General features: G+C 63.1%; 11 protein-coding genes. 8 read left to right on the top strand and 3 right to left on the bottom strand.

What is annotated here, in order from left to right; genetic code table 11:
• Nucleotides 1–86: 86 nt before the first annotated feature.
• The 3 genes from ACSQ3S_RS07930 (at nt 87) to ACSQ3S_RS07940 (ending at nt 1,336) form a co-directional block, all read left to right on the top strand.
• On the top strand, nt 87–425 hold the full coding sequence (locus tag ACSQ3S_RS07930; protein ID WP_176655577.1) for an energy transducer TonB: 339 nt from the start codon (nt 87–89) through the stop codon (nt 423–425).
• Nucleotides 426–472: 47 nt separating this feature from the next.
• Nucleotides 473–820 (top strand): energy transducer TonB, encoded by a 348-nt coding sequence (locus ACSQ3S_RS07935; protein WP_436142048.1) that lies wholly within the window; start codon nt 473–475, stop codon nt 818–820.
• Between the two features lie 153 nt (nt 821–973).
• Nucleotides 974–1,336 (top strand): hypothetical protein, encoded by a 363-nt coding sequence (locus ACSQ3S_RS07940; RefSeq protein WP_176655579.1) that lies wholly within the window; start codon nt 974–976, stop codon nt 1,334–1,336.
• A 41-nt stretch (nt 1,337–1,377) separates the two neighbouring features.
• On the opposite strand, the gene ACSQ3S_RS07945 is transcribed toward ACSQ3S_RS07940, so the two are convergent.
• From ACSQ3S_RS07945 to ACSQ3S_RS07955, 3 genes are read right to left on the bottom strand one after another with little or no spacing between them, the layout of a single operon-like run.
• The gene (locus ACSQ3S_RS07945) at nt 1,378–2,940 is read right to left on the bottom strand and encodes a hypothetical protein (protein ID WP_436142049.1); all 1,563 of its coding nucleotides are present in this window, start codon (nt 2,938–2,940) and stop codon (nt 1,378–1,380) included.
• Between the two features lie 21 nt (nt 2,941–2,961).
• The gene (locus ACSQ3S_RS07950) at nt 2,962–3,633 is read right to left on the bottom strand and encodes an ABC transporter permease subunit (RefSeq protein ID WP_353400241.1); all 672 of its coding nucleotides are present in this window, start codon (nt 3,631–3,633) and stop codon (nt 2,962–2,964) included.
• A complete protein-coding gene (locus ACSQ3S_RS07955) occupies nt 3,630–5,246 on the bottom strand; it encodes a transporter substrate-binding domain-containing protein (protein ID WP_436142050.1) in 1,617 nt (538 codons plus the stop codon). The genes ACSQ3S_RS07950 and ACSQ3S_RS07955 overlap by 4 nt, the downstream gene beginning before the upstream one ends.
• Before the next feature lie 174 nt (nt 5,247–5,420).
• Between ACSQ3S_RS07955 and ACSQ3S_RS07960 the strand changes: the two genes are divergently transcribed.
• The 5 genes from ACSQ3S_RS07960 (at nt 5,421) to ACSQ3S_RS07980 (ending at nt 13,060) form a co-directional block, all read left to right on the top strand.
• Nucleotides 5,421–6,071 (top strand): hypothetical protein, encoded by a 651-nt coding sequence (locus tag ACSQ3S_RS07960; protein WP_436142051.1) that lies wholly within the window; start codon nt 5,421–5,423, stop codon nt 6,069–6,071.
• The gene (locus tag ACSQ3S_RS07965; protein WP_436142052.1) at nt 6,072–10,166 is read left to right on the top strand and encodes a hypothetical protein; all 4,095 of its coding nucleotides are present in this window, start codon (nt 6,072–6,074) and stop codon (nt 10,164–10,166) included.
• A gap of 250 nt (nt 10,167–10,416) precedes the next feature.
• Complete coding sequence (gene tssB / locus ACSQ3S_RS07970) at nt 10,417–10,947, top strand: type VI secretion system contractile sheath small subunit (RefSeq protein ID WP_176655585.1); 531 nt, start codon at nt 10,417–10,419, stop codon at nt 10,945–10,947.
• A gap of 50 nt (nt 10,948–10,997) precedes the next feature.
• A complete protein-coding gene (tssC, locus tag ACSQ3S_RS07975) occupies nt 10,998–12,491 on the top strand; it encodes a type VI secretion system contractile sheath large subunit (protein WP_176655586.1) in 1,494 nt (497 codons plus the stop codon).
• An 83-nt stretch (nt 12,492–12,574) separates the two neighbouring features.
• Nucleotides 12,575–13,060, top strand: a complete 486-nt coding sequence (locus ACSQ3S_RS07980; protein WP_176655587.1) for an Hcp family type VI secretion system effector — start codon at nt 12,575–12,577, stop codon at nt 13,058–13,060.
• The last annotated feature ends 93 nt before the right edge of the window (nt 13,061–13,153 follow it).

Genomic DNA, 13,153 nt, shown 5'->3' on the forward strand with positions numbered 1-13,153 from the left:
CTGCCGTCGCGCTTTTGCGCGGCACGTAGGTCCGCTGTGGGATTCGACTAACCAGTTTTTAATAATAATTATTTGGAAATTGTATAATGAATAAGTTTTCTACCAGTGTATTCGCCGCCGTCATCCTGTCCGCCGCTTCGACCGCTTTCGCCGGCGAAGTGCCAGCATCGCTGGACTCCAAGAATTGCAAGGCTGAATACCCTAAGGCATCGCTGATCAACGAAGAGCAGGGCGACGTCACCATGTCCTTCCTGGTGGCTGCGGACGGTAACGTGGTTGAGTCGAAAGTCGACAAGTCGAGCGGCTACAAAAACCTCGACAAGGCCGCCATCAAGGCCCTGAGCGCCTGCAAGTTCAAGCCGGGCACCAAGGACGGCGCCGTGGCCCAGACCTGGACCAAAGTCGATTACAGCTGGAAGCTGTAATAAATCAGCATCAAAGTGCCGGATACTAAAACACTTGGGGAAATCAGATGTCTACAAATAAGCGTTGGTTAAGTGTGATTGCAGCAGTGCTCGTTTCGAGCGCACCAGTGGCGTTTGCTGCTGAAGTTCCGGCCAGTTTCGATGCAAAAAACTGCAAGGCGGAATACCCGAAAGCGTCGCTGATGAACGAAGAGCAGGGGACGGTATCGATGTCCTTCCTGGTCAAGCCGGACGGCTCGGTGGCCGATTCCAAGGTTGAAAAGAGCAGCGGTTTCAAGAACCTGGACAAGGCCGCGATCAAGGCCATCAGCGCCTGCAAGTTCAAGCCGGGCACCAAGGACGGCGCCCCGGCCGAAACCTGGACCAAGGTCGATTACGCCTGGAAGCTGGACTAAGCAGCGGGAGTAAGCCCGGCGTTGCAGACAAAAAAGGAACCGCGCGCGGTTCCTTTTTTTTCGTCTGTTACATCGGGTGTAACAAGCTGTAATGGGACTCCAGCATTGCCGCACTTCCTTATATAGTAACATCTGGAACAAGGAGAATTCGCCATGAAAACCATCATCGCCGTAGTGGCCGCCCTGGCGGCAATGACAGGCTGCGCAGTGCAGCAGCCGTATTACACCAGCGCCCGCGTGCAGGATCCGTATCAGTGGCATACCGTGTCGACCGTGCCTGCTGGCAGCAGCGTGCAGTCGGGCACGTGGACGGAAGAGTTGCCGGCGCAAAGCGCGTCGCGCGTGGTGTATACCACCGAGCCGGTCTATACGACCACCTACGTCGCCCAGCCGGTTTATTACGCGCCGGCACCGGCCTATTACTACCCGCCGGTATCGATCGGCCTGGACTTTTCGTTCGGCCACTGGTGCTGCGGCGGACGCGGCTGGGGTGGGCGCGGCTACCACCGCCGCTGACCGGTTGCTAAAGCTCGCCGCGCCTGCGGCGAGCTTTGCTGTCAGCCCACGTATTTGTGCGTCGCCACCCTGGCGTGCGCCGGCGCAAGGCCGCGCTTTTTCTTGATGTACAAGGCCATTCCTTCCTTCAGCTTGTCCATGCTGCTTTTCTCGACAAACATCCCCTTGTTCTGCCGCACCGGATCGAGCACGTAGCGCGATTCCGAAATGAAGCGCGCGCACTCCGTCAGCAGCGGATCGAGATGCTGGCGTTTGTTCTGTTCCCATTGCGCCATCCAGCCATCCTCGATGATGTTGTCGCACAGGATGTTGAGCACGCTGCTGGTGCTGTTGTTGGCCAGGTAGTAGCAGCCCAGCAGCGGCGACACCCGGAAGATGTTCGACGACAGCGCTTCCATCGCCGACGCGCTCAGGATCTGGTTGACCTTCTTCATCTCCTTGTAGCGCGCGCCCATGATCATGATCTTCTGGCAGGTGGTGGCGATCGCGCTGGCGGCCGCCACGGCCGGGCCGGTCACGCCGCCGAGGTCGGCGAACAGACCGGCCGTGGACACCGCCAGCTGGGTGGTCTGGATCGCCGCCAGCGCCGCATGCTCGTTGCGGCTGGTGCGCAGCAGCGCGGCTACGGCGTCGCAGGCGTCGCGGGCGTCGCCCGGCAGCAGGAAGCCGCGCTGCACCGTGGTCTTCTGCGACTTGTGCCAGTCCATCGCCGCCGTGCCCCAGTTGCTGGCCGCCTTGGCGCCGGCCTTGACCTGCTGCACCAGCGGCAGCGCCGAGCTGATGAAGTCGGCCATGAACTCGACGCCCAGTTCGGCCAGGATGACCTCGATGTCCAGGCTGTCGAACAGCTCGAACAGCAGCCGCAGCACCTTGTCGAAGCCCGGCACCTTGAGCATGGTCGGGAAGTCGAAACCGGGGATGTGAATCTTGCTGAAGTCGATCTCGCCCAGGTTGATGTTGGGCAGGTCCAGGTTGGGCAGGTTGAGGTTGGGCAGGCTGATGTCCGGTATCGCCAGGTGCGGCAGGCTGACGTTCAGGTCGATCTTGAAAAAGTCCGGGAACAGGTCGCGGATGCGCGGGAACGCCACATCGAAATCAATGCTCAGTATCTTGCTCAGGTCGAACAGCAGCGAGGGGATATTTATTTCCGGGAATTTCAGCGCGATCTTGAACACCAGCGCGCGCAGCGAGATATCGGGCAGCAAGTCCTTGAACTTGATCAGGCCCTTCAGGTTCAGCCTTACCGTGGGCAGGTTGAAGCCTGGAATGGAGCCCAAGTGGATGTCCGGGATCAGGTTGATGTCGAAATTCGGCAAGCCTACGCTCGGGATGCGGAAGTCGATCAGGCCGGGCAGGTCCAGTCCCTTGAACAGGTCGATGTTCAGCTGCGGTATGCTGAAATGCGGCACCGCCACGCCGGGAATGGCGCCCAGTTTTTTCTTGCAGTCCTTGGCGTCCTTGGCCAGCGTCTTGGCGTCTTCGACCCGGCTCTTGGCGCGCAGCTGGGTGCCGCCGAACATCGCCTGCAGGGACTCGCGGCGCTCACGCTTGATGTGCATGAAAGCGGCTTGCAGTTCAATCTCTTCTTTGAAGGTGAGTGGCATGGCGTCGGTTTCCGGGCGAGGTCAGTTGCGCAGTGCGGCGTGGGCGTGCGAGAGCCGGGTGTGCACCCCGGCCATGAAGCGTGACGTCTTGAATTTGCCGATCAGCGCAGTGAACACCAGCGACGTGATGACAAAGTAAAAGCTGCAGTAAATATACACCGGCACCATGACGCTGGTGCCGGTGGCGGCGATCACCGTGTTGCAACGGCTCACCAGCTCGCTCACGCCGACCAGCGACGAGGCGCTCGAGGCGACAAACGAAATCAGGAACACATTGATCCAGGTCGGGATGAACAGCAGGGCCGCGCCGATGTCGCCGCGCGACCAGGCACGGTAGGCCACCACCAGGCTCTCCGACGTGAACGACAGCGGCGCCGCCGACAAGCCGATCACCGCCTTCACCCACTGCGGAATATGGATCGTCATCTCGGTGCCAGGCAGCGCGAATTCGCTGGGCAGCACGAACACGGCGTAAAAGATCAGCGCCAGCGTCGGCACGCCGCGGAAGAAGGTCGAGACCTGCTCGGCCGCAGTGCCGACGGGGCCGGTTTTTTTCACCCGCAGCCAAGCCAGGCCGGCGCCCATCAGCGTGCCCAGCGCCACCGCGCACACGGCGATGAACACATTCCACATGAAGCCCTGCAGCAGGAAGGGCGTCCACGTCAGCAGGAAACTCAGGGTTTCGTTGTTCATGGTTGCCCCACGGTCGGCAGCAAGGCCTTTTCCAGGTAATTGAAGATCCTGGTCCACAGGCTGGTGATCAGGTAGAAGGTAATCAGCAGCACCGTCATGGTCAGGAAGATGTTGCCTTTTTCAGCGATCAGCAGGCTGCTGGCGCTCAGCAGTTCCGGGATCGCGATGGCCGACGCGATCATGGTCTGCTTGGTCAGGTTGATCAGCGCCTGCTTGACCGGCCAGTTGGCGTATTGCGCCGTGCGTCCCAGGTTGCGCCAGTGCAGCACGAAGCCCGCTTCATAGGTGCGGACGTGGTTGGCCGCCTCAAGGAAGGCGCGCATCACCAGGCCGGCCGTGTAGTAGCCGGAACAGAACGCCGCCACGGCGAACGCCGGCAGCTTGATGCCGAACTCGCGCATGGTCCAGCCGCCGAGGCCGAAGAAGATCAGGTACATCATCAGCAGCGGCGGCGTCAGCCTGCCGTAGGCCATGATGGCGTGGATGACGCGCGCAGTCCAGCCGTCGCGGCCGTCCACCGCGACCGAGACGGCGATGCCCAGCGCCATGCTGATGGCGATGCTGCAGGTGATCAGCAACATGGTGTAGCAGATGCCGGTGAAGAATTGCGCGCGGTCGTACGGGTCGTAGACGAAGTTCAGGTCCACGCCCAGCTGTTCCTTGATCCACAGGCCGACCGCCTGCACGCCGCTGACCTCGTTGCTCGACACGTACTCGGCGGCGCGGCAGGCGGCGATCCAGTTGCCGGTATTGTTGCGCACGCACAGGTACTGCCCGTGCTCGTCGCGCGCCGACCAGAGTTCCTTCTGCGCCTTCAGCCAGGAGGTCGAGGCGATGCCCCATCGATTGTTGGCCTCCAGCAGCCAGCCGGTGCGGTGCAGGTCGGCCAGGATATTGCCCAGTGCCAGATCCAGCTCGCTGCCTTGCTCGCCGCGCGCGATGAAGATCGCCATCGGCGTGATCAGCGCGTTCGGCAGCGGCATCTTGTAGCCGGCCCATTCGGGCAGCTGGGCGGTGTTGGCCAGCGCCGCCGTCGCGTACAGGAAGCCGGAGCACTGGCCGTCGCGCAACGCCAGTTGGGCGTCGCGCACGGTCTTGTAGGTTTGCAGTTCGAGCAGGTAGCGCTCGCTCATCGGCTTGTTGAAATAACTGCCCTGCAGCGCGCAGATGGTCTCGTGGCGGATCTGGTTCCACGCCGGCACGGCCTCGCCCGGCCGGAACAGCACGTTGACGCTGGTTTCGTTATAACCCGGCTCGATGGCGGTGGCGATCTTGCGCCGCGCGGCCGTGTCGCCGACGGTGGAGATCAGGATGTCGACCTCGCCCAGCTCCAGCTTCTGGAAGCGGTTCTCGGTGGTGATGCTGACTTTCTTGAGGGTGACGCCGAGGCGGTCGGCGATCAGCTCAGCGATGTCGCTTTCGAAGCCGACCACCTCGCGCTTGGCGTTGAGCGAATTGTAGGGGCTGAAGTCGGTCTTGACGCCGACCCGGATGACCTTGTTCTTGCGGATGGTGTCCAGTGTCGGGCTGCTGCCGGCGTCGGCCTGTGCAGCCAGCGACAGAAACAGCAAGCCAGCCAGACCCAGTATTTTAAATAAAGCGCGATTCCACATTGTCGTTTTTCTCTGGGTCCCAGTTCGAATTCCATGCTACCCGAGGCGACCTCATCATGCAACGACGGCGGCTCGGGATGTGGCTTCTGGGCAGCTTCTGTGGGTTTGCGTTATCAAGCTGCTCATGTTATTGTCGTCCGACCCTGCACAGCTTAAACATCTGCCAAGACTTTCATGCTGCATCCACTGGCCAGCTTATGGCGCCATTCCAGCCGCGTCACCTTCTACGAATCTGGCGGCCAGATCGGACAGGCATTGCTGCAGGGGCAGGGCGGCCAGCACACGCTGGGTTCGCGGCGGCGCTTCTCGTCCGCCGCCGACGCCTACACCTACCTGCGCTACTGGCTGGGCGAACCGGCCGCGCGCGCCGAACTCCGCTGGATACTGCAACGCTCCGGCCCCTCGCTGGCGACCGCCAATTCCGGCCCGGACGGCTGGCTGCACGCGCTGGCCGGACGTCTGCTGAGCGGCGCGGTGGTGGTCATGGAGGAATTGAGCCGCCAGGCCCAGCCGGGCCGGCTGGTGGCGCCGCCGAGCGCGGGCGCGGCCGCATCGGCCGCCGCGCTGTCGGCCCTGCCGGCACTGAGCGCGGTACCGGCAATCCCCGTGGTGCCGGACCTGCTGCCGGTGCTGGAGGACATCCGCATCGAAGGCGCCGAGGTGCTGCCTGAGCTGAACCAGGCGCTGGCCCAGGTCAACGCCACCATCGGCACCATCGGCTCGGCCTCGCTGTCGCTGGAGCCGGCGCCGTCCAAGGTGGCGGCGATCAAGACAACGCTGAGCGACGCCACTTCGCGCAGCACGGCCACGCTGGGATCCCTGTAAATGAAAGTCATCGACCACTCCATCGAAGTGCTGCCGCAGTGCCCGGTCAACATCGCCAACGCGGTGCAAAAGGCGGCCGACACCATCGTCGAGCAGGGCAAGACCTTCGCCACCGAGGTCACGGCCACCGCCACTTCGCTGAACCAGGACATGCAAAAGGTCGCCGACCAGATGAAGGCGATACCGGACCTGCTGAATCCGCAGCCCATCATCGATTGCTGCACCGGCGTGCTGGAGCAGGCCGCCAGCGACTTGCGCCAGCTGGCCAACGACGCCGCCGCCATTCCGCAGCGCCTGCTGGCGCAGACGGCCGGCGTGCAAAAGGTCATCGACTCGGCCAACGAGGCGGTCGAGGCCATGAGCACCCTGCTGCCGGAATTGTCCGGACTGGTGCCGGACTTCGGCGCGCAGATGACTTTCTTCAACAGCCTGCCGGGACGCGGCCAGGCGCTGGCCGACCTGGCCAAGCGCACCGGCGCCATGGTCGAGCAGTACGGCCGCGATCTGCTGCCGCTGTCGCAGCAGCTGGAGCAGCTGGGCAAGCTGCAGGGCGGACCGGGTGCCGGCAACGCCGCTGTGCAGGCCGTGCTGGCGCGCGCCGAGCAGCTGCAGAACGACAGCCTGGCGCAGGTCAAGGCATTGCGTGACACGCTGGACGGCAACGTCGGCGACCTCGAAACGGCGATGCAGCAAGCCACCGCGCAAGCCACGCAAACGATAGGCGGCGTATCCGACCTGCTGAACGAGAAAGGCAATGCGCTGCTGGCGCCGTTGCAGGCGACCATCGATCAGGTGGACAGCGCCAGCGCCGCGCTGGGCGACGAGGCGCGCAACTGCGATGCGCTGTTCGATGAAGCCTCGGCGCAACTGGGAAGGCTGGGCGACATCCTCATCAAGCCGTTGGCCGCCGCCCGCGCGCAGGTCGATATCGTCATCGACCAGTTGGCCGCCGCCGCCAACACAGTGGACACCATGATCCAGCGCGCGATGGAGCCGATCGATGCGCTGGAGTTGCGCGTGGATGCCATTCAGCAGGCCTTGCAGGAAGTGCTGGACGTCATCCGCGACGAAGTGGGCAAGGTGCTGCAGCTGATGAAGGAGCTGGACGAGGAGGCCGAAAACGCCAAGACCATCCTGCGCCAACTACCGGACAACTTCATCCCCGTGCGCACCATGATCGCCGAGGCGATCGCCATGCTGACGCAGGTGAAGGACAATATCCCGCCGTTCGTGGCCGAGGCCAACGGCGCGCTCGACGCGGCCTCCAGCGAGCTCGATCAGGCCGATGCGCTGTGCACCAGCGCGATCGAAATCTGCACGCGCTACATGATGAAGGCGCCGGCGTTGATGGTGGCGCGCACGCTGTTCATGGGCATCAAGGCCATGATCCCGGGCGTGAAGACGGCCATCACCACCGCGCGCACGGCGGTGAAGACGGCGGGCGACCAGGCCACCGGCCTGATGGACCAGGCGATCACGCTGGTGGATTCGTTGAATCCCCTGCTGGACCAGGCCATCGCGCAAGTGCAGGTGGCGATCGATGCGCTGATCGGTTTGCTGGAACAGATGCAGGCGGCGCTGCAGCAGGTGGCCACCGCCGCCGAACAGATTCCGCCGCTGATGCAGGAGCAGTTCGACAAGGCGGCGGCCGCGGTACATCAGGTGCTGGACCAGGTGCGCACGGCCGCCGAGCAGTGCCTGGCCAAGCTGCAATGCGAACCGCTGGTGCGGCGCCTGCAGCAGGAGTTGAACGATCTGCTGGACCGCACCTTCAAGCCGCTGGAGGCGCAGATACAGGCTGCGGGCGCGCCGTTGCAGAACGTGCTGGCGCAGGGCAAGGTTGAAGTCGGCAAGGCGGCGGCGATGGCGCAGGACGGCCTGGGCAAGTTGAGTGCCGCGTTGGCGGGCGTGAAGCAGCAGGCCATGCAGCCTATGCAGAAGCTGACCGACACGCTGGCGACGGCGCAAGGCAAGGTGGAGTCGGTGAGCGGTTCGGCGCAGCAGCAGGTAAGGCAGGCGGCGGATCAGGCCTTGTCGTATGTGGACCAGGCGTCGCAGGCCATCGCCAGCTTGAAGATCCGCGAAGTGGGCGAGCAGATAGCGCCGTTCGCGCAGTTCTACGACGATGTGGCGGGGACGTTTACCCAGTTGCAGTCGCAGGTGCAAAGCGCCGGTAGCGTGGTCGATGCGGTGAATGACTGGCAATCCGAGGCGAAGCAGGCGGCCAATGACTTGCTCGACCGTGCCCGCGCGGCGGCGGACGAGGCGTCGCAGGGCGTGAGCGAGGTGCAGACGGCGGCGGACAACACGGCCTCCGGCGCGCAGGAGGCCAGCGATTCGATCTCGGAGGGTGGCTCGGTGTCGGAGCAGGTGCAGGCCTCGTTCGATGGCATGAAGCAGGATGCCGACAGCGTCGCGGCGGATGCGGATGGGGCGATGGAGGAGATGTCGTCGTCGCTGGCCGATTCTCAGAAGGAGTCGGAGACGACGATGGAGCCGTATGTGCCGGATACGGAGGCGCTGCTGGCCGATGTGAAGGCCGAGGCGGACAAGGCGGAGCAGGCGGCGCAAGCGGCCAAGGAATCGGAGCAGTCGTTGGCGGCGCAGATCGTCGCCAGCGAAAAGGACGTGGGCGCGGCGGCGGACGATGCCACGGCGCAGACCACTGCGATGAAGGATCAGGCGCAGGCGGGCATCAATCAAACGCTGGCGCAGGTTGAGTCGGTGCAGGCGCAGGTGAACGCGGCGCGCGCCGAGGCGATCAAGGCGGAGGCGATCGTCGATGCGGAGGTGGTCAAGAACGGCGGCACCTCCTCGAATGCCGATGCCGCCGACAAGGCCGCCACCGAGGCCGCTGCTGCTGCCGCGAGTGCAGCCGGTGCCGCTGGCGCTGCAGGTACAGCCGATGCTGCCGGTGCCGCTGGCACCGCAGCAGGAACCGCCGACGGCGCTGCAGCACCTGCCGATGTGGCGACAGCTTCTGACTCCGACGCGGCAGACGGCGCCTCCGCCGCCGGCAATGCGGGCGGTGCGACAGCTGACGCTGACGCCAAGTCCGCATCGTCCGCCACCGCCGATGCGCCGGCCGCGGATACCAAAGCCGACAGCGATGCCAAAGCGGATGCCGATGCCAAGGCGGACGCGGATGATAAAGCCAGTACGGACGCTAAAGCCGATACAGATGCCAAAGCCGACGCGGATGCCAAGGCAAATGCTGATCTCAAAGCAGACAAGGACGCCAATGTCGACAAGGACGCCAGCGTAAGCGCCGATGCTGATGCTAAAGCGGTTGTCGATACTAAACCTGATGGCCAGGCCGTTTCTGAGCCTGCGCCGATTGGCGCTGAGGCGGCAACACCCTCTGCGGATGCTCCCTCCACCGAGGCCGATGCCGGTGCGACAGCTTCCGATGCGCCTGTTGCCGACGGCGCCGCTCCAGCATCTGCAGGTGCCGCGCATGCGCAGCGCACAAAATCCGGCGACGCGATGCCGAAAGCGGGCGAGGGCGTCTCTGGCGGAAAAACGCCTGCAGCGGATGCAACGCTGGAATCGCCCGCTGGTGCCGTGCCGGATAGCCTCGCGTCGGCCGGCAAAGCGGGCATGGCTATCCCTGATGGAATCAAGCCGCCCCCCGGCGTCGACGCCGCGACCAAGGCTGCGGCAGATGCAGCTCAAGCCGCGCCAGCAGCAACCAAAGCCGCTGCCGCAGCCGCCGACCAGGCGGCAGCAAAAGCCGCATTTGGCGGCACGCCCCCGAATGTCGATGCAGCCGGCAAGGCCGCCGATGCAAAAGCCGGTGCCGATGCTAAAGCAGTTGCCGAGGCCAAGCCTACATCGTCTGGCGCCGAGACGGCAGCTCCCGCCGCAGACGCTCTGTCCTCCGACGCCACTGCTGCCGCAGCCAAAGCCGCAACGGATGCCGCCGCAAGCAAAGCCGCCGCCGACCAGGCCTCGGCCGCCAAGACCTTGGCCGACAAACTGGCCGCCGCCAAAGACGCTGCAGCCAAGCTTCCATCTCACGACCCACTCGCATCGCTGAGCGACTTGAAAGATGCTATCCCTCCAGCCCCGCCGGGCATTCCGCCGTCCACCTGAAATGTCACGCAAATGTCACATTGAGCAATCACAAGTCCGTGGCGAAAATATGACGCGGTGAAAAGTAAAAAAGCTTGTTCCTAGAAGAATTTACATTTATTATCAATTGAGTATTGGAAAGTATTGTACCTATCAATTACGTTGCGGCGCAGCGAAGTGGTGGCGGCGAGAGAGCACTCCAGGACTCCATTCCACCTGTTTTTTTAGTAGTCGATCGTCAGCCGCTCGTCACCAGAATGTGGAGATGTGAATGTCAGACAGCTTACAAAAATGGGTGGGACGCAATCGTCCGCCACGTGTGCAAATCACGTACGACGTCGAAATTGGTGACGCCACTGAAAAGAAAGAACTGCCTCTGGTGGTAGGCTTGCTGGCCGATTTGTCCGGTCAGCCGCTGGTCCCGCCGCCCAAGCTCAAAGCCCGACGACTGATTGAAATCGACCGCGACAACTTCAACGAAGTGATGGGCAAGATCGCCCCGCGCCTCGACATCTCGGTGCCGGACACCTACAAGGGTGAAGGCAACCTCAAGGTCGAACTGAACTTCACCGAATTCGATCACTTCCATCCGGAAGCCATCGTCAAGCAGGTGCCGCGCCTGGCCAAGCTGCTGGAAGTGCGCCAGCAATTGCGCGACCTGCTCGGCAAGCTCGATGGCAACGATGAGCTCGACGCGTTGCTGGAAAACATCGTCCAGAACTCGGAAGAGCTGAAAACCCTCAAGGACCAGGGCCCGGCCGCTGAAGCGCCGGCGGCGGACGCGGAAGCGACCCCATCCTGATAGCGCGCCCCTCGCGCTTCCCCTCATCGTTTACCAAAGAGAGCTAAATCATGGCTACTAGTCAATCCGCCAAAGGCGGTGCCAAGTCGACGGAATCCGCCGGCGAACTGAGCTTGCTGGACCGTATCGTCCAGGAAGGCAAGATGGCGGTCGATCCGTCGCAAAACGCTTACGCTAAAAAACTGCTGGGCCAATTCGCTTCGCAGGTGCTGGACGAAGGCATGAAAACCGCACCGGACAAGGGCGTGGTCGCCACGATCAACGAGCGCGTGGCCGAAATCGACCGCATCCTCAGCGACCAGCTGAACGCCATCATGCACCACGAGGAATTCCAGAAACTGGAAGGCTCCTGGCGCGGCCTGCACGACATGGTCTACGGCACCGAGACCGGCCCGACGCTCAAGCTGCGTCTGCTGAACGTGTCGAAGAAAGAACTGCTGAAAGACCTGGAGAGCGCCGTCGACCACGACATGAGCGTGCTGTTCAAGAAGGTCTACGAGGAAGAGTACGGCACCTTCGGCGGCGCCCCGTATTCGCTGATGATCGGCGATTACTACTTCGGCCGTCATCCACAGGATATCGCCCTGCTGCAGCGCCTGTCCAAGGTCGCCGCCGCCGCGCACGCGCCGTTCATCACGGCCGCCGCGCCGTCGCTGTTCGACATGACCGAGTTCACCGAACTGGGCGTGCCGCGCGACATGTCGAAGATCTTCGAGAGCGCCGAACTGGCCTCGTGGCGCGGTTTCCGCGAATCGGAAGACTCGCGCTACATCGCGATGGTGCTGCCGCGCTACGCCGCCCGCCTGCCGTACGGTGCCAAGACCAGCCCGGTTGAGAGCTTCAGCTTCGAGGAAGACGTCGACGGCCGCGACCACAGCAAATACCTGTGGGCCAACTCGGCTTACCAGCTGGGCCTGCGCATCACCGACGCCTACGCCAAGCACAGCTGGACCACCGCGATCCGCGGCGTGGAAGGCGGCGGCAAGATCGAGGGCATGACCGCGCACACCTACAAGACCGACGAAGGCGATGTCGTGCTGAAGTGCCCGACCGAAGTGGCGATCACCGACCGCCGTGAGAAAGAGTTGAACGACCTGGGCTTCATCGCCGCCGTCAACTCCAAGGGTTCGGACTTTGCCGCCTTCTTCGGCGGCCAGACCGTCAACAAGCCGAAGCTGTACAACCTGGACACGGCCAACGCCAACGCGGCATTGTCGTCGCGCCTGCCGTACGTGCTGGCCGCTTCGCGCTTCGCGCACTACATCAAGGTCATCATGCGCGACAAGGTCGGTAGCTTCCAGACCCGTCAAAGCGTGGAGAACTACCTGAACTCGTGGCTGAGCTCCTACGTTCTGCTGAGCCCGAACGCGACGCAAGGCGAGAAGGCCCGCTTCCCGCTGGCCGAAGGCCGCGTCGACGTGACCGAGAAGCCAGGCAAACCTGGCGCCTACTCGGCCACGGTGTTCCTGCGACCGCACTTCCAGATGGAAGAACTGACCACGTCGATCCGCCTGGTGGCCGAACTGCCGGCCGCCGCCGGTTGATACCCCGCCATACACAATGAAGTTCCCGCACACCCGGCGCCATCGCGGCGCCCGGGTCTGCTTATAAAAATTTGGAGCCAGCAATGTCTGACGTACTTATTTTGGATTTGGGCACCACCATCAAGGGCAACTGCATGGTGACCGGTTATACCGACAAGGTGATCGTGCTGTCGTACTCGCACAGCGCCTCGATGCCGCTGCAAATGGACGCCTCGAACACCGAGCGTACCTCCGGCCGTCCGGTGTTTTCCGAGATTTCGTTCTCGAAAATGTCCGACCTGTCGACCACGGAAATGTACAAGGCCTGTACCCAGGGCACCAAGATCGGCACCGCCACGCTGCACGTGGGGCGCGTCGAGAATGGCAAGTACATGAGCTTCTTCAAGTACGAGATGACCAACGCCATGATCTCGAACATCAGCACTTCCGGCGGCGGCGGCATTCCGTCGGATTCGTTCTCGATCAGCTTCACCAAGATCAAGTGCGACTACACCCAGCAGCAGTCGGATTCGACCGCGAAGGGCACCGGCACGTGGAACTGGAACCTGGAGACGATGAAAGCGGATTGATGTCCGGGCACTCCGCCCCGTCATTCCCGCGCAGGCGGGAATCCATACACTATAGGCTCAGCCGGCGTTCTATGGATTCCCGCTTTCGCGGGA

It is taken from the genome of Duganella sp. LjRoot269, from assembly GCF_964254095.1.
Classification (GTDB): domain Bacteria; phylum Pseudomonadota; class Gammaproteobacteria; order Burkholderiales; family Burkholderiaceae_D; genus Rugamonas; species Rugamonas hordei.